General features: G+C 46.9%; 12 protein-coding genes and 1 other annotated feature. Of the genes, 5 read left to right on the top strand and 7 right to left on the bottom strand.

Going from position 1 to position 15,555, the window contains the following annotated elements; genetic code table 11:
* Window positions 1-63: 63 nt before the first annotated feature.
* Together NMQ00_RS03835 and NMQ00_RS03830 are read left to right on the top strand one after the other, a co-directional pair.
* Window positions 64-321: a hypothetical protein gene (locus NMQ00_RS03835; RefSeq protein ID WP_255178010.1), complete on the top strand. Its 258-nt coding sequence runs from the start codon at window positions 64-66 to the stop codon at window positions 319-321.
* Entirely contained in the window at window positions 314-1,285 is a 972-nt protein-coding gene (locus NMQ00_RS03830) for a glycosyltransferase family 2 protein (protein WP_369696452.1), read from the top strand. The genes NMQ00_RS03835 and NMQ00_RS03830 overlap by 8 nt, the downstream gene beginning before the upstream one ends.
* On the opposite strand, the gene NMQ00_RS03825 is transcribed toward NMQ00_RS03830, so the two are convergent.
* From NMQ00_RS03825 to NMQ00_RS03800, 6 genes are all read right to left on the bottom strand, one after another.
* Window positions 1,262-2,542: a hypothetical protein gene (locus NMQ00_RS03825; RefSeq protein ID WP_255178009.1), complete on the bottom strand. Its 1,281-nt coding sequence runs from the start codon at window positions 2,540-2,542 to the stop codon at window positions 1,262-1,264. The genes NMQ00_RS03830 and NMQ00_RS03825 overlap by 24 nt on opposite strands.
* A gap of 133 nt (window positions 2,543-2,675) precedes the next feature.
* On the bottom strand, window positions 2,676-4,619 hold the full coding sequence (locus NMQ00_RS03820) for a heparinase II/III domain-containing protein (RefSeq protein WP_255178008.1): 1,944 nt from the start codon (window positions 4,617-4,619) through the stop codon (window positions 2,676-2,678).
* Between the two features lie 302 nt (window positions 4,620-4,921).
* Window positions 4,922-7,234 carry a 5'-nucleotidase C-terminal domain-containing protein gene (locus NMQ00_RS03815; protein ID WP_255178007.1) on the bottom strand — a complete coding sequence of 771 codons (2,313 nt, stop codon included), beginning with the start codon at window positions 7,232-7,234 and terminating at the stop codon, window positions 4,922-4,924.
* Window positions 7,235-7,522: 288 nt separating this feature from the next.
* Window positions 7,523-9,103, bottom strand: coding sequence for a S8 family peptidase (locus NMQ00_RS03810; protein WP_255178006.1), 1,581 nt, complete (start codon window positions 9,101-9,103; stop codon window positions 7,523-7,525).
* 195 nt (window positions 9,104-9,298) lie between these two features.
* Window positions 9,299-9,673 (bottom strand): nuclear transport factor 2 family protein, encoded by a 375-nt coding sequence (locus NMQ00_RS03805; RefSeq protein ID WP_255178005.1) that lies wholly within the window; start codon window positions 9,671-9,673, stop codon window positions 9,299-9,301.
* Between the two features lie 188 nt (window positions 9,674-9,861).
* Window positions 9,862-10,094 (top strand) — a binding site (T-box leader).
* Window positions 10,091-10,663, bottom strand: a complete 573-nt coding sequence (locus tag NMQ00_RS03800) for a DUF3885 domain-containing protein (RefSeq protein ID WP_255178004.1) — start codon at window positions 10,661-10,663, stop codon at window positions 10,091-10,093. (Overlaps the previous feature by 4 nt.)
* A 43-nt stretch (window positions 10,664-10,706) precedes the next feature.
* Between NMQ00_RS03800 and trpE the strand changes: the two genes are divergently transcribed.
* The 3 genes from trpE to NMQ00_RS03785 all read left to right on the top strand — a co-directional run bounded on the left by trpE (window position 10,707) and on the right by NMQ00_RS03785 (window position 14,771).
* The gene (gene trpE / locus NMQ00_RS03795) at window positions 10,707-12,038 is read left to right on the top strand and encodes an anthranilate synthase component I (RefSeq protein WP_255178003.1); all 1,332 of its coding nucleotides are present in this window, start codon (window positions 10,707-10,709) and stop codon (window positions 12,036-12,038) included.
* On the top strand, window positions 12,035-12,604 hold the full coding sequence (locus tag NMQ00_RS03790) for an anthranilate synthase component II (RefSeq protein ID WP_255178002.1): 570 nt from the start codon (window positions 12,035-12,037) through the stop codon (window positions 12,602-12,604). The genes trpE and NMQ00_RS03790 overlap by 4 nt, the downstream gene beginning before the upstream one ends.
* A gap of 136 nt (window positions 12,605-12,740) precedes the next feature.
* Window positions 12,741-14,771: an acyltransferase family protein gene (locus NMQ00_RS03785; RefSeq protein ID WP_255178001.1), complete on the top strand. Its 2,031-nt coding sequence runs from the start codon at window positions 12,741-12,743 to the stop codon at window positions 14,769-14,771.
* 70 nt (window positions 14,772-14,841) lie between these two features.
* Here NMQ00_RS03785 and NMQ00_RS03780 read toward each other — a convergent pair whose 3' ends face one another.
* Window positions 14,842-15,540: a dihydropteridine reductase gene (locus NMQ00_RS03780; protein WP_255178000.1), complete on the bottom strand. Its 699-nt coding sequence runs from the start codon at window positions 15,538-15,540 to the stop codon at window positions 14,842-14,844.
* Window positions 15,541-15,555: the final 15 nt, after the last annotated feature.

The following is a 15,555-nucleotide window of genomic DNA, read 5'->3' as shown; positions in this document are numbered from 1 at the left end:
CTTTCGTATCGTAGCAAATTTTATACAGTGAAGCAAATTTTCATCAAGTACAAGGAGGCTGTCATGAACGAGAAAAAATTGTCGTTGGAGCTCTGCTCATTGCGTCACACGATAGATGATCTGTTGATTTCACAAGAAGTATTAGCGAGTGAACGGCTACACCTTCAGATAGAAAATGAACGGTTGCGACTACATGCGCGGAATCATCGTCACGTCGTTCGAGACTTGCGTCGACAACTTGAAAGACAACAAGCGACACAGGTCCACCTTGAGGCCGCATTGGCAGCGGCGCTTCAATTGCAGGAAGCCGTCGATGAATGAATCTATGAAGCGTCTTCAACAATCTTGCCGGCGCCCTTTCGGCGTCAGTGTTATCTTACCTGCCTATCAAAGTCGGGAATACCTTTCGTTTATGCTAAACAGCCTAATGTCTCAAACACTCGACTTCACGTTATTTGAAGTGATCTTAGTCGTAAACGGCCCTGATGACGGCACAATCGACATGGTGAAGACATATGACACATTACCGTTACATGTTTTATCCAAACCGGTCGCTTCAGTAAGTCATGCGCGGAACTCAGGAATTTCCAAAGCTAAATTCCAATTTTTGACGTTCGTCGATGCTGATGACACTGTATCACCCACTTATCTCGAGGATTTGTTGAAGCATTCCTCGTTGCTCGGGATCACCATCGCGCACTTGACCGACGTTCTCCCAGACGGTTCAATACGCGAAAGTCCAATTGAGAAGGACATCCTTCAAGTAGAAGCCGGAGAACGCCCTTCGTTTGATGTCGCCCTCAGCCGACTCCATCGCGTCTTGACAATGACGGCTTGTAAATTGATTCCGACCGAAGCTGCTCAAGTTGTCGCATTCAAACATCATTTACGGAGCGCAGAGGACGTCGTCTATTTTTCCACGTTGCTGTCCCACATGTCGTTCGAAATTCGAATCGCGCCAAGTAGCGCCGTCTATACCCGACACCTACGTCAACATTCGGTGTCACGTCAACGGCTGACGTATTCATTCGCGGTCACGGAACGGCTTACTGTCGTTCAAGAGTTGTATACGTTGCTTGATTCAAGCCGAGGCTCTCTCACGACGATGCTCCGCAAAAAAATTGCTGCCCAATGGCGCATTTTATTGCGTTATATCGAAGAAAACGCCTCTGAGAAACACCTCGTATTGAGAGACGTCTCGCGCATCGCCGTTCCTACTAGCGAACGCAACGATTACCACGACGTCATTCGTTTCATCCAATCAGTTGATGCCGAACTCGAGTAAGCCCGGTGCATATCGCTCAATCAAACGCTTTTGGACAAGTCCCTGCTCTTGCGCCTCGAGCGGCACATGTAACAATTGTTTTAGAATGTGGCGAGCGTTGATTAAAATGAACGAGTCGTGGGCCAGGTCACTTTCTAGTAAAAGTGATGCGTGCCACGTTCCCATCCGGTGTTCCCAATAATACAAGTCGTATGGGTCATAGTTATGATAATCCGCCAACCGGGATTGCTCGATAAACTGCGCTGACAAAGCTAATACGTCTTTGTCTGCTTGCGCCGACCTAGAGAACGTCCGGGCTATACCTTCGACCGACCAATTTTCCGGTAACGAGAACGCTTGGCGATAATATCGACGCGCCACCTCATATCCATTCGAACGAATATGTAAGTAATCATCATCAAAATGGTTGTAATAATGCCAGGCAATCTCAAAAGAATGTCTTCGTATCGTTACTTTTCGAAGGCTTGATATGAATGCTTTTTCATCATTCATTTTGCCGAACTCTCCACGCATAAGCAACGTCACGTGCGGTAATCGAAACGTGCGCGCGATTTCTCGGGCCGTTCGCATGTCGTTGTCTAGCGATTTGACCGCATCTTTCCCATACGTAAAATATTGATGGTGCGGTTCACAGCGCAGCAACGCGAGCGTCGAGCGACTATCCATTCCGGCGGTGATCGGCACGAGCAGACGTTGGTCTACTTGGCGAAGCAAACCGTTGACCGCACCGTCAATCGCTTCGACCGCCTCGTTTACCGAAATAGGTTCATACGCTTCCCGCGGGAATATTCGCTGCCAGGCAAACGTGGTCAAATCCATTGCCTGGTTAGGGGTCAACATATGAATGTTACGGTCCGGTGTGAAATGACCGGGAATCATGTTATTGGTCACTCTTCGTTTTAATAGAGATAAAACTTCTTCGAACGGCTCTTTGCGTCCAGTAATTTCTCGTAATAAAGAATAATGGGAGCTGAGGCATCGACTGCTAGCCGAGTAAAACACGCTCTTTAAACCGAGAGCGTCCTGTGTGATTTGCAAGGAACCGTTAGAGCGAGAACGATAAAACAAGACATAGCGTCCAGCGACAAAATCAAGCTCATCCAACAATGCTGCTTCACTCGTTTCATAGGCAAAGCGCATCGCTTCCGCGACAGGTTTCCCATGGAGATGCCAGGCTGTTCCCAATAAAAACACTTCATTTTCTACAACCGAGTCAAATGGCACGCATGGGTCGTGGATGAGGACGTAATCCTTCATGTCGCGAACGTACCAATGTGACAACCCCTCAGGAATTGATAAAGGAGCCATTCCTTTCTCATGTACCAGATAGCCACGCCTGTACATCAATCCATCCATCGGTATCATCTGTTGAACGCCTCCTTTTTCTCATTTAATCGACTTGAACTTGTTCCGTGTGTCCGTTCATTAATGTATAACGTAATACTTTCCCCTCCGCGCCTTCTACCCATTCTGCCGACTGGACGCGATCTTCGGGCGTCTTCCCTAAATGTAATACAGTCACGTAATCGCCTGCTTTCATCACTTTCCGAGTGATCAATTGTTTACGCTCAAACCACGTATAATCGGCATACGATATATGACTCGTCCCGATTTCCAACGTACCTACTGTCGATGTAGGCAATTGAATCATATGGAGGGTTCGTCCATCTGTGTGGGTCGCCACGACTTCGTCATTCGTTTGCGTGACCACGGCAAAACCAGGTGCCAAATGAAATCGTTGTAAAAAGGGATTTTGCTTGTCTGATGCTAATTCGTCTCGAACAACGAAAGTCTGGCGTGTGTCGTACCACACAGATCGCTCATGCGTCGTCCCTGTCATCAATTGATGTTGCCCAGACGCAAAATATTGCCCGTTCGGGAGTTGCTTCGCATCCGTAATATGGCTCATCCCGATTTTGTCGGCGGTAATCGGAAAATCCTCGCCTTCAATCTGAATCGAATTGTGCGCGTCCCCTTTGAACACACTGTAACGTTCAAGCGCCCTTGCATAACCGTACCGGCCTGTCTCGACAATATAATCCGCTCCAAAACCGTACAAATCGATACTCAAATCGTCAAAGTGTTTGTGAGGCATCCCATGAAAACCAGCCGTCATCGCGAAATTGATTGCTTGGTCAAATGGTGCCGCTTCTCCCCAGTGCTGACGGAAGAAGACGTACTGATCGTCTTGACGAACGACACGTTCAGTCGGCTGCTGCCCTTGGGTTCCCCCAGTCACGCTATACAACAGTTCTGGATAGTTTTGAATGTAAGGAAATGAATCAGGTGCCAAGACGTCTCCGGACGTATCCCCAAATTGAACGAATGTTGAGTTTGGTTTGATCATGAAAGCCATATGTTCGGGCATCGAACGGGCACGACGCTTCGCTTCGGCATCGAGCGTATATCCATTCGCTTCCGCCCAGTCAATCATCCCAATCAACGTTTGATAGAGGAATAGTTGATACGTCGGTGAATGTTCTAAATGTAGACCAGTCGAACTGACACCTTGATTCACTTGCGTCGTAAAGCGCTCATTGGCAATCCGCTTCCATTCAGCAGCACGTTCCAACTCTGGGAATGACTCCGCAATCATCAACAGCGCCATGTCTTGAAAAATACCATGATTGTGCTTCGCTTTATAGAATTCCTCATCAGCCAATAAGTCTGCGTGCTCGTATAGCATCCGCATCAATTGCGAGTGAAATTCGGCGTTCTCAGTGTCCATTAAAAAGCGCGATTCATTCCAATAGTTAACGAACGAGATTGTGCGCAAGGCAGTGCCGTGTTGATCAAAAGCCCACTTATAGGCCGATTCACGGTCAGCGATCGGAAACTTGGAATCCCAACTTTGAATCATATCTCGCCCGTAATGCAAATAGTCCTGATTCGAGTTTTGTATATATGCGTTCGTCAATGTCTCAAGCAAATAAAACCCATGAATCTGAAACGGGAAAGAGTTCGATGTCGAAGAAGGGATTTGTTTCACCCAATCGAACGTGCCCACCTCGTCCACCGTTAACTGATGTGGCGGAGCCGGAACCGTCCACGCCCCAGTGATTGCCTCATCCGCTCGTGAGACCGCGTTGGATAGCTCATACGAATGGTTAAAGTAAGGCGTGTTTTTTTCACCTTGTTTCGTGTAGTAATACAAGATGAACGGGGCCAGCCGGTCATCATTCATTTCATTTGGCGTGATGTTTTGGAGCACCACTTGACTATCGGCTTGTTCAATATAAATGGTCGATTCCCCGGAAGCGACTTCGAAGTATCGTCCATTAATGCGTTGAGGACGAAACGTCTCCTGTTTATCGACCTTATCCGTTTTTACCATTTCCCCTTCTTTCAAAACATAGGAGTCCGTGTTCTTTATCACTTCAATGTACACAGGAAGCGTCTGTTCCTGGAGCGACTGATCCTGTTTGAAGAATCCTAAACTCTCTGGACGGGCGATAACGAGCATGCAACTGACAATGAGTATGCCTAGTATGATTCGGGTACTACGTGATGTTTTCATTTTCCTAAATCCTTTCAAGCTTCAAGTTTTTTTCTACAAACGGTCGATAGGTCTCCTCATGTGGAATGAATGTAAAAAAAGCCCCTTGAGGAAACGGGGCTTTTTAAACGGTAAAACCATTACGGTGTTTTTGTATCGACTACGCGTCCTTCAACTTTCGGAGTCACTTCACCAAGGCCAGCGAGATGATCCCGGAAGTTTTCCCAATCTGAAAGACCAAGGTCAGTCACACGTCCCTCAGCGTATGCTTTTTCGAGCGTCTTGAATTCGTCTCCACCTTTTGCTGTAAAGGCGTTCGTCGCCACTGTATACGTTTTCGCAGAATCTAGTGCGACAAACGTACCAGCTTCGTCGATTTCAATTTTAGTGACACGCGCACCGGTTGGTAGCGAACTGTCATACTCAAAGCGCATTCCAGCGACTGAGAGGAAGGCACCGAGTTCATTAGGTGCGTTCGAGACCGATCGCTCGAGCACTTCCTTCAGCTCCGAGCCTGATAATGTCACGGTCGCCAACGTATTTCCAAACGGCAATGTCGTGATGACTTCGCCGACCGTGATGGCACCTTCGTCGATTGGGGCACGAATGCCTCCGCCGTTCGTGAATGCTACCGAGACGTCTTTGTTAAGTTGCTTCGCTTTGGCTAACATTCCGTCTGCAATCAAGTTACCAATTCCAGTTTCTTGTTTACGCACGAGACGAATATTGTTCTCATCGTGAGTGGCCAATGGCGCCGTTGCGTTCGCGCCGATTTCTTGTTTCATGATTGCGTCGATTTGTGCTTTATATGGGGCGATGATTTTTTTCGCTCCCGCATCTTCTACGATGTCGCCTTCTAAGTTCACCAACTGTCCGACTGGCTTAATGACTGTAGCGACTCCATCGATTTCTTCATGAACTACAATGAGTTTTCCTTTTTTATCAAACTCGACTTCAAGTGTGCCTAAACGTTTTCCATATTCTGACGCTTGCACAATCGCCGTCGGTTCGGTGTCTTTATTTACGATGACAGGTTGTTTCAACTCATCGTGTGAGTGACCTCCGATGATTACGTCAAGACCCTCCACATGTTCAGCAAGCAACAAATCATTGTCCACTTTTGGATCATCGTTGTAACCAAGGTGCGATAGAGCAACAATCTTATTGACGCCTGCCGCTTCCAATTCTGCAACCGCGGCTTTGGCACTTTCAATATAGTTCAAGAATTGAACCGAACCTGGGCTTGCGATTGTTGCCGTGTCCATCGTCGTCAATCCGATAAATCCGATGTCCTCGCCTTTTACTTCTTTCACATAAGTTTTATAAATCTTACCGCCTTTTGCATCTTCTGCAATTTGATTTCGATAAAGATTTGACAGCAAGTCATCTTTTGAAAAATCAACGTTTGACGATACGATTGGCGTCTTCAGTACTTTTACAAAGTTATGAAGTTCAAGGTTTCCATCATCATCTCCGCCTAAATCGAACTCATGGTTACCGAGCGTCATTAAATCATAGTCGGCATAGTTCATTAACTTAGCATCGACAAGTCCTTTGTATTCATTGAAGTAAAGGGTGCCCGAGAAGACATCACCTGCATCAAGAAGCAATGCATCAGGATAAGTGGCACGATATTCTTTGATTGCCGTCATCCGTTTCGGGAATGCCTCGACACGTCCGTGTGTATCATTCGTATGCATAATATTTACTTTGAACGTCTTCATCGGTTTAACGTTGACTTGCGCTTTGACTGTGATGGTCGTTTTATTCCGTGTGAAGGTCCCAGTCACCATTTGAATGCCTTCTTTTGACGTATCAACCTGTCCCCACTTCACGTCAACGAAATATGTACCACCACTAGCAAATTTTGCTTTCAATCGAGTTGGAAGTTGTGCCGTTTCCCCTTGTTCGACATTTACTTTCACGACTTGATTAACAAAACTGATTGGATAGTTATCCACTACCACTTTAATCGAAACTGGCTTTTTCGATTTCACGATGTATCCGTTAATGACTTGCGGTTGATTAATTAACTTTGCATTGAATTTTGACTTATACCAACGAACAGGTTGAGACTTGTATGTTTTTGGAAGGTTAAGTTTACCCCCGTAAGCATATGTAGAACCTAATGAGATGGGTGCCACTGATGTTTGACCTTTTACGGCTTCAACTGTGACTTTAATGGATACACGTTTTTTTGAGTTGATTGTGTAACCATTAATAACCTGAGGTTTCCCTATCAATTTCTCGTTAAATTTCGATTTATACCAGTAAATTGTTTCCGACTTGTATGACTTTGGTAGTATAAGCTTCCCCTGCTTTACTGTTGTAGAACCTAAAGAAATGACCGATGACTTTACTTGACTGGCCTCGACCGGAGCTGACATCGTTGGCGAAATTGTTGAAAACAAGAGTGTCGCGCCAAGTGAAGTGACCATCCATTTTTTCTTCATAAATCTACCTCCCCAAAAAATTTGCTTACATGATAAATATAGCATAAATAAAAAAGAACTCTTTTATTATTTTTTTGATTTTTTATTTTTATTTTCTAAATATTTCTTCACTTTCGCAATTACCTAAAAAAACCTCCAATCATTTACATGAACGAAGGTTTTTTACAGAAATGACCATTAAAAAAATGACTCACTGTCATCATGAGTCATCTTACGTTTACGCTGTGTGATTTATTTTGATCTGTGAAATCATCCGATATCGGAGTATACTCCACCACAGCTTGTTGTTTATCGGACTACGAGGGGGTAACTCTCAGATAAGTAGAGTGGTGATTTCATTTTTACCTCGACTACTTTTCCTTTTCGTTGTTTCGGTATAGAAATTGAAAACTGTCCATTACCCTTAATTCTTACAACACGGCTAATCGGTTTATTTCCAACGAATGCTTGAACAGTGGCGTATTTTTTACCACTTCCTCGAATGATTGACGAAGTGGACGATACGGACTGGAAGCTTGGTTTATCGAATACTCCAAATACAGTTCGCGTAATAGGAAGGGACGGGTTGAAGGCTTTGTCACGGGCAACAATCGTCACTTGTGAGCCTACTTTCAATTTTGATACGTTCATTCGATATGAGCCATTGTTCGCAGATTGTGTGTACATCTTTCCACGATAGAAAATTTGAACGGTACTTCCTAATTCTGATTTTCCAATAATGGCAGTACTCTTGTTCGTTAGTTTACCTAATGACGGCTTGACTGGGGGACTGATGTCTCGCAAAAGATTGAAATCAGACAATGAGAAATTGGTGGCCTTCCCTGTAACTCTGCCATAGCCATATAGCACATCTTTGCCCGGTTCTCCTAAATCAACCGCGGTTGCTTTCAACCTTGCATATACCATGCCAGGTGATAGTTTTGGTTCTTTCGAGATGAGTAGCGCGGCTATTCCTGAAGCAATAGGTGTTGCCATCGACGTGCCTGACATAAATCCATAGCGTCCGTTCGGTAGCGTTGAATAAATATCTTCACCGGGAGCAACGACATCGATATACGTGCCATAATTCGTAAAGTCTGTAATTTGGTCATCCACGGTTACGGCTCCTACAGCCAGGACGTCACTGTATGCCGCCGGATAGAAGCGTTCATCCGTATCGTCGTTACCTGCTGCTCCGACAAATACCAGGCCTTTACGTCTTGCGTCACGAATAGCTGATTCGAGAGCCGTATTTCTTTCATACGTACCAAAGCTCATATTGACAACTCTTGCACCGTTTATAACCGCATGATGAATTCCTTTTAACACATCTGAGATAGAAGAGTCGTCACCTTCAAACACATCAATCGGCATCAAACTAACGTTTGGAGCGACTCCGACGTTTCCTTGGTCATCAAAGGTTGAACCAATTGTTCCAGCCACATGCGTTCCATGTACACCTTTATCCACAATTCGATAAACATCTCTCGTCGCATCGTAAGGCGAAATGATTTTACCCCGAAACTCTGGGTGATTCACATCGATTCCATCATCGATGATCGCGACAGTCACACCTTCTCCGCGATGATTCAACCAGACTGGTGAGATGTTTAAAGAACCGATGTAAGGTTGATATCGACTAACTACCCCTTCGCGATTGATGACATTATCTTCCGAAACGCCAATGACTTCATCTAACTGTTCTACATTCGTTTTCGTAGAGATAGAAGGGGCAGGAATTGATACGATTACACGATCAATACCTTCATAAAGTATTTCTTCATCTACAAGAGGCTCTCCTATTTTTCGTTCAACAATCAAAGTATCTTCAGCCGATGCATAAGTGTTCCAACCCCAAAACATACATAAGAGAATGATTATTTTTTTCACTCTCGTTGCCTCCTATCTCTACAACAGCACTTTATAGCGTTTATTATATTTCTTTTCAATAAATAGTATATGATTTAAATCAACGCTTTTACCTTTTTTTAAAAAAAGTTTCAAAAAAAACTCCAAATTTAAATTATCTTTCAAAATCAGATTCGAAATCTAATTTTATCAGATAATCGTCATTTGGAGATGCTATTATAGTTCGTTGATCATCGTCGCTTGTCCGCCTTGCCAGAGCCACTTGTCATTCTCTTTCACATAGACGTGCAATACCCAGAACCGGCCCTCATAGGCATTCGTACCAAGAATGAAGCGTTCTTCAAGCAATATTTGGATGAGGGCGATTTCCCCTGAAACCGTCTCGTCAAATGTGACTGTGTCCTGCGAAATCCACTGGACCGACGCCGGGTCAACGAACTGATCTAAAAATGTTTCTTTATCAAACTGACGCCCGCTCGAATCGACATAGCGAAATTCCTCGTGCATGATGTCACGCATCGCGTCAAGGTCACCCTTGGTTTGTAGCTCGGCCCGGTTGTCAGAAAGTTGTTTCAAATTAAGTGTTTCCATTGATGTACCTACCTTTCGCGTCCATCATAACATACTCGTCTGGCAGAGTCGCCCACCTCTTAATGAGGTCATCCTATACGACTTTCGATGTGCCTATCTACATCACTATTCTTCTCACTCATAACAATTACCTGTTTCGATATTGACATTCTCGCTTCATCCCGTTAAAGTAACGATAATCTTCATATGAACTCGCGATGAGAAAGAAGAGTAGCGTGAAAATACGTCTCCAGAAAGCCGGTGGTCGATGCGAACCGGTGACGTGTCTCATGTGAATGGACTTTTGAGCGTTCAGACCGATACGTAGGCTCTGACGGGTCCTCCCGTTACCGAGGATAGCGAATGATGGTTCGCGATGAGTGGGGAGACGCGAAGTCTCTCAACGAAGGTGGCAACACGGGGAAATCTCCTCGTCCTTCATGTCCGATCGGGCATGAGGGGCGGGGAGATTTTTTGTTTAATTGCTTGGAGGTGTTCGGGTGATGTCCCGCGGATATAGGCACCGCGGTCATCATAAACAAATAGTACATGTCCTGCTTTCTGATGAATGAACTGAACGGCAGGATACGACATGGCCCAGCCACGCAGTCGTGGTCTCAATGGTTGAAAGTCTTGGTGACAAATCGCCTCCAACAAACGAGTTATCCGGAGCTGGTCTCGATCGGCAATGGGTACGATATACGTCCTGAGCGTCTCCTCCTCTTCTTCGGAACGAATCACCGCCGTCTGAAAGCGGAGAGACTTGTCGCGAATCAATCGGAACATACCGGTGTTGCCAGGATGATCGCCATAAACATGATACACGAGCGTAAAGGCCTCACCGTGTGGAAACAAGGTGTCGAACAATCCCTTCGCTTTTCGTATCACGGCATCGAAATATGCTTGGTTCAACTCGTCCGATTGATTCAGAAACGGACTTAATTCTTCTTCTAGCTCGATGTGCTCAGTGAGCGCATCTCCTGAAAATTGATTCGGTTTTAAGATGTGCATCATAGTTTCCCCTTTTCTTTCAAATTATAAGGAGGTTATCGATATGAAACAACTGATCATCAACGGCGACGAACTAACACCGGTGGCAATCTTTCACCGCTTAGAAGGCGAACGGAAAGTGTTGCTCGAGAGCCGCACCGAAGGCAAGCACGGCCGTTACTCGATTATTGCCTCCAATCCGGTCGAGACGATTCGCGCCAATGGCAACGAAGTGACCGACGCGTCCGGCACGATGCACACGGACGATCCGCTCGCCTTATTGTCGGAACTGGTTGCGCGAGATACAGCGGACGCCCCTTATCCGTTCATCGGCGGTGCCGTCGGCTATATCGGCTATGATATGCAACGCGTCTATGAACCGATTCCGAACATCCCGAGCGAGACACGCGGTTTGCCGGACGCCTTGTTCCAACGTTATGAAACGGTCGTCCTCTATGACCACATCGAAGAACAGGTCATCGTGATCGACACCGGGGATGACGATGTTGAGAAGCGACTCCACCACGTCAAACGGGCCCTCGAGACGGCGAAGACACACGAACTCGCACCCGTCGTCCGCACGAGTGAACGGGTGTTGACCGGCAAAGATGAGTTCGTCGAACGCGTCTTGAAGGCGAAAGAAGCCATCCTCGCCGGTGAAGTGTTCCAACTCGTCTTGTCCCAGCGCATCGACGCGACGTTCACCGGCGACCCGTTCCACTTTTACCGGACACTCCGAAAACAGAACCCGAGCCCGTACTTGTTCTATATCGACCTCGGCGAGGCAATCGTCCTCGGGGCGTCCCCGGAAAGTCTCGTCCGTGTCGAGGGCAATCGTGTCTCGACGAACCCGATCGCCGGCACCCGCCCTCGCGGCAAGACGGTCGAAGAGGACGTGCGTCACGCCGCTGATCTCATTCAAGACGAGAAAGAGCTCGCCGAGCACCGGATGCTCCTCGACCTCGGTCGCAACGATATCGGCCGTGTCGCCAAAGTCGGTTCGGTCACGATTCCGAAACAGATGGAAGTCGAACGCTTTAAAAACGTCATGCACCTCGTCTCCGAGGTCGAAGGAGAACTGCGCGACGACTTGAATCCGATTGACGCGTTGCGGGCCTGTCTCCCGGCCGGTACCGTCTCGGGCGCCCCGAAGATTCGGGCGATGCAACTGATCGACGAACTGGAGACTTTGAAACGTGAAGTGTATGCCGGGGCCGTCGGCTACCTCGACGTCCGAGGCGGCTACGATTTCGCCCTCGCCATCCGGACGATGGTCGTTCAAGGCGACACGGCCTACGTCCAGGCCGGTGCCGGTATCGTCTTCGACTCAGACCCGGTGTCAGAATATGAAGAGACGCTGCATAAAGCCAAATCACTCTTGGAGGTGTTCGCATGATTCTACTCATCGACAACTACGACTCGTTCACATATAACGTATATCAAGATGTCGCCCGGTTCAGCGACGTATTGGTCGTCCGCAATGATGAACTGACGGTCGACGCGATCCGCGACCTCAATCCGACCGGCATCATCATCTCCCCGGGTCCAGGTAGTCCGCTGGATGCCGGTGTCTCGCTCGACGTCGTCCGCACCTTGTCCGGCACCATCCCCATCCTCGGCGTCTGTCTCGGTCATCAAGTCATCGCCAAAGTGTTTGGCGGCACGGTCGGCCGGGCCGAACAAGTCATGCATGGGAAAACGTCCGTGATTGAGACGACACCGAGCGTCTTGTTTGACGGGAATCAGTGCGAGGTCATGCGATATCATTCGCTCGTCGTCTTGAAGACGGAACTCACCGTGACGGCCCGAACGCGTGACGGGGTCATCATGGCGCTCGAGCATCCCACGCACCCGACGTACGGCGTCCAGTTCCACCCTGAGTCGATTGGGACCCCGAACGGTCGCGATATCTTTTTACGATTTTTTGAGCAGTGTGAAGTGAATACCCAACTCCAGACATAACCAATGAATCTATTTATCGTCATATATATTTCTAAATGATAACGATTTAGGCGCAATCGTTGTCGAATTGTGGGAATGTGCTATTATGGTAAATAGTGAAAAAATCAACGATTAATTTTGGAATAAAGGAGTTACTATGGACACACAATCTTCGCAAACAAAACCCCTTGCGCCTCAGGGACCAAAAAAGTTTCGACCTGAAATTGAGGGTCTTCGAGCGGTAGCAGCCTTCCTTGTAGCTGTCTATCACATATGGTTAGGCCGAGTTTCCGGAGGCGTCGATGTTTTTTTCGTCGTTTCAGGATTTTTAATCACTGCCTCACTCGTATCGCGCTATCGTCGTCTCGGTACCGTTAACTTTTTTGATTATTTATTCGGCTTATTTAAACGTCTGTTCCCGGCAGCCTTTTTCGTATTAGCCGTCGTGACGGTCATCAGTTATGTGGTCCTCCCGACCATACGATGGGATCAGACCGTACAGGAACTGTTGGCCTCTGCACTTTATTTTCAAAACTGGGAGCTTGCGTTTAGTGCGGTTGACTATTTAGATTCAGCCAATGATAAGAGCCCTGTCCAACACTTTTGGGCCATGTCCATTCAAGCGCAATTTTATGTGATTTGGTTCTTCCTCATCACGCTCGCTATTTTTTGGGTAAAGCGCACGCAAACGACAGATATTAAGCCTACGCTATTGAAAATTTTTGTGGCCGTGTTCATCCCTTCACTTGCTTACTCAATTTGGATGACCCAATACAACCAGCCTTGGGCCTATTTTGACACGTTCGCACGTGTATGGGAGTTCTCACTAGGTGGAATTCTTTTCTTAACCATTACAAAAATCCGCTTATCCCCTCTGGTCTCGACAGTTGTGGGTTGGTTCGGTTTCCTTGCACTTGTGTCTGTCGGAGTCGTGTTAGACGTTGGCGGCGTATTCCCTGGCTATGTCGCATTATGGCCGACGATGGCAGCTGTTATGATTCTAGTTTCCGGTGAGAACGGTGGCACTTATGGCGTCCAACGTTTTCTTGGTTCGAAGCCACTCGCTAAACTAGGTGGTTTGTCTTACGGTTTTTATTTATGGCATTGGCCGTTGCTCATGTTCTATTACGCCATCTTTAGAGTAGAACGTGTGTCGATCGTGGATGGGATTCTCATCATCTTGTTGTCACTCGCGCTCTCTTATGTGACAACTTCGATTGTCGAGCGACCGATTCGCAAAATCAAGACGAAAACGAACTATCATCCAAAGGTCATCGGGGCATTGCTCGCCTTTATGCTCCCTGTCCTTGCTCTCAATTTTGCTTGGCAATTGAAAATCGAGGCAGAACAACAAGAACAACTTGCACTTGCCTCGTCTCCAGATTATCCAGGGGCGCTTGTGTTCACCGATGCCTATAAGGATACGCCTGAGCGTCCGTATATTCCGTTTGACTCTGAGATTACGAAAGACCGTCCAATTCCATTTTTTGACGGTTGTCATGTTGGCGTCCCTGAAACGGACGTCGTCACATGTGAGTATGGAGATACTGAAAATCCTAAATATAAGGTGGCACTTGTCGGTGGCTCACACTCAAGTCACTGGCACCCTGCACTTGACACATTTATTGAAGAAGAGAACATACTTCTTGTTAACATGACGAAAAGCGCTTGCCGACTCAGTACAGAGAGTCGCAGCGATTATCCAGAATGCAATGAATGGAACAAGAAAATTATTGATGCGATTGTTGAAGCAGAAGTCGATTTAGTCGTCACAACGGCAGACATCGGTCAAAAGAATAGCAAAGAAGTGCCAGTAGGTTACGTCGAACAGTTCCGTGCTTTAGAGTCACAAGATATTCCTGTGTTCGCTATAAGAGATACGCCTTTCTTTGACAGAAAAGTTCCGGAGTGCCTAGCCGAATTTGGGCGTGATGCTGAAGAATGTAGTGTGGAACGTGAAAAAACACTTCCAGCAGTGAGCGATTGGGAACGTCTAGAAAATAAACCGTCCAATGTATACTATTACGACTATTCAGATTACATCTGTGAAGATGACGTCTGCCGACCTGTAGTAGGTAATATTGTCGGTTTCAGCGATAGTAACCATATGACCAAATCATTCAGCGAATCACTTGGATCATTTGTACAGGAAGACATGATAGAGCTCCTGAACCAACTAGTAAAATAAAACAATACAAAAACCGCTCATTCGATATTATTTTCGAATGAGCGGTTTTTGTATACACATTTCCAAAGCGTCAGGCCTTCAAGAAGTCTTCCATTTGGAAGTCATGTTTGTCGAGCATAATTTGGTCCGGTGTCACGCCATTTTGACGCAGCTTGGCAATCGTCTCATGCAAGAAGTCATCGCTGCCGACAAGGTAAAACAGTCCGTCTTTGTCTGCGGCGAGCGTCTCAACCCGCTGGTAATAGTCCGGACGATTGTCGACGAACTCGGCCGTGAATCCATTCGTTGACGCGAACACATCGTTAAACAGATATTCTTTCGACGAGTCGACGTTCAACGAGTGGAGGTGCGTTACACCTTCCCCGTTCACCAAATACGCGAGTACGAGCGGGCGGAACGTCGCAATGCCGACACCCGACGACAGCAGATAGACGTTCTTCCCTTCCCGCTTCAGCGGTACGTTCGAATGCGTCTTGAAGATGGCGACCTTGTCCCCGATATTCATATCGCGCAAAATCGATTTGAACGTCGAGCATTCCGGTTTGACCCGCGTCGTAATGCCGATCGCGCCTTCATGCGGCAACGTCGAGATCGACATGTGCCGAATCAACGTCCGGTTCGGTCTATCTTCCTTGTTGAAGCCCTCGAGCGCGAAGTGCGTGTGCGCCCCTTCTTCCCACGTGAAGTCTGCCGGCAGTTCCAGTTTGAACGTATATGTATCTTGCGCTTCCTCCACGACTTGTTGAATGGGCGTCCAATAAATCTGCATGCTGATCCCCTCCTT

The sequence above is a fragment of the Exiguobacterium aurantiacum genome (genome assembly GCF_024362205.1).
Classification (GTDB): Bacteria; Bacillota; Bacilli; order Exiguobacteriales; family Exiguobacteriaceae; genus Exiguobacterium; species Exiguobacterium aurantiacum_B.
The sequence above is the reverse complement of the archived record's forward strand: the minus strand, read 5'-3'. Positions and strand labels throughout refer to the sequence as shown.

Bases quoted from the DNA above. Each gene is read 5' to 3' on its own strand.
- NMQ00_RS03815 (WP_255178007.1), bottom strand. From the start codon at position 7,234: ATGAAGAAAAAATGGATGGTCACTTCACTTGGCGCGACACTCTTGTTT.
- NMQ00_RS03790 (WP_255178002.1), top strand. From the start codon at position 12,035: ATGATTCTACTCATCGACAACTACGACTCGTTCACATATAACGTATAT.
- NMQ00_RS03780 (WP_255178000.1), bottom strand. From the start codon at position 15,540: ATGCAGATTTATTGGACGCCCATTCAACAAGTCGTGGAGGAAGCGCAA.
- trpE (WP_255178003.1), top strand. From the start codon at position 10,707: ATGAAACAACTGATCATCAACGGCGACGAACTAACACCGGTGGCAATC.
- NMQ00_RS03825 (WP_255178009.1), bottom strand. From the start codon at position 2,542: ATGAAGGATTACGTCCTCATCCACGACCCATGCGTGCCATTTGACTCG.
- NMQ00_RS03820 (WP_255178008.1), bottom strand. From the start codon at position 4,619: ATGGTAAAAACGGATAAGGTCGATAAACAGGAGACGTTTCGTCCTCAA.
- NMQ00_RS03800 (WP_255178004.1), bottom strand. From the start codon at position 10,663: ATGCACATCTTAAAACCGAATCAATTTTCAGGAGATGCGCTCACTGAG.
- NMQ00_RS03805 (WP_255178005.1), bottom strand. From the start codon at position 9,673: ATGGAAACACTTAATTTGAAACAACTTTCTGACAACCGGGCCGAGCTA.
- NMQ00_RS03835 (WP_255178010.1), top strand. From the start codon at position 64: ATGAACGAGAAAAAATTGTCGTTGGAGCTCTGCTCATTGCGTCACACG.
- NMQ00_RS03830 (WP_369696452.1), top strand. From the start codon at position 314: ATGAATGAATCTATGAAGCGTCTTCAACAATCTTGCCGGCGCCCTTTC.
- NMQ00_RS03785 (WP_255178001.1), top strand. From the start codon at position 12,741: ATGGACACACAATCTTCGCAAACAAAACCCCTTGCGCCTCAGGGACCA.